At 37.4% G+C, this 914-nt stretch carries 1 protein-coding gene and 1 tRNA gene; both read left to right on the top strand.

The window, feature by feature from the left end; translation table 11 throughout:
- Window positions 1–279 (top strand): transposase (locus A7325_RS00390; RefSeq protein ID WP_156508466.1); only part of this gene is annotated, 279 nt, incomplete at its 5' end.
- A 179-nt stretch (window positions 280–458) separates the two neighbouring features.
- A tRNA-Asn gene (locus A7325_RS00385) sits at window positions 459–534 on the top strand.
- Window positions 535–914: the final 380 nt, after the last annotated feature.

Genomic DNA, 914 nt, shown 5'->3' with positions numbered 1-914 from the left:
GCTGATTACTTTATTGCTGATAAGGGCTATGACTCAGAGGCTATCAGAGATAAAGCTCGAAGCCATAATATGATACCTGTCATCCCTAAAAGGAAGAATGCCAAACAGCCTAATCCAGAATTTGATAGCTACTTGTACAAGCTACGTCATCTTGTTGAAAATATGTTTGCAAGGCTCAAGCATTTTCGTAGTATCGCTACTCGCTATGAGAAGTTAGCTCGTAATTTTAAGTCAATGCTTTATCTGGCATGTACTATCGTTCATTGTAAGATGAATTGAAGACACGCCCTAAAAGGTGTGTAAACCCTTCTATCTACCACGTAAAAACGCAATCTTTCTAAAACCTGCAAAAAAAAGCTTGACGTATTTTTTATCTTTGCTAGAATACGCCCCACTTAGCAAGAACTCATTAGAGACTTTCTAAGCTCGCCGTAAGTCATAAAACCCTTACCGCTTATTCTCCAATAGCTCAGTTGGTAGAGCAACGGACTGTTAATCCGTGTGTCCCTGGTTCGAGCCCAGGTTGGAGAGCCATATTTTAGTTGTAAATCTTTTGAATCATTTTTGATTCGATTATGGCATTTGCCAAGACCCTCATCACTTTGATGGGGGTTTTTTTATGTCTGGTGTTTTATTTCATAAGCCTATAAATAGCAAAAACCTTTCTCTTTTCTTCTTCTATTACCAGTCTTGCAGTGCTTGGTTAATCCACAAAACAAAATCTACAAATAAAGTCAGCTTAGCTTTTATCATCGCCCTCAGTTATTGACTTATCGTCTTTATATTAAACCTGCTCTCTGCACACGACAAAAAAACAAAAAAGTCTGTTAAAGCAAAGGCATAATAGTAATTTTTAAGACGAATCAGACCATGCCAAACTTTAACAGACTTAGTGAAACTTTAACCCAAAACCT

It is taken from the genome of Psychrobacter sp. SHUES1 (genome assembly GCF_001652315.1).
Taxonomy (GTDB): domain Bacteria; phylum Pseudomonadota; class Gammaproteobacteria; order Pseudomonadales; family Moraxellaceae; genus Psychrobacter; species Psychrobacter faecalis.
The sequence above is the reverse complement of the archived record's forward strand: the minus strand, read 5'-3'. Positions and strand labels throughout refer to the sequence as shown.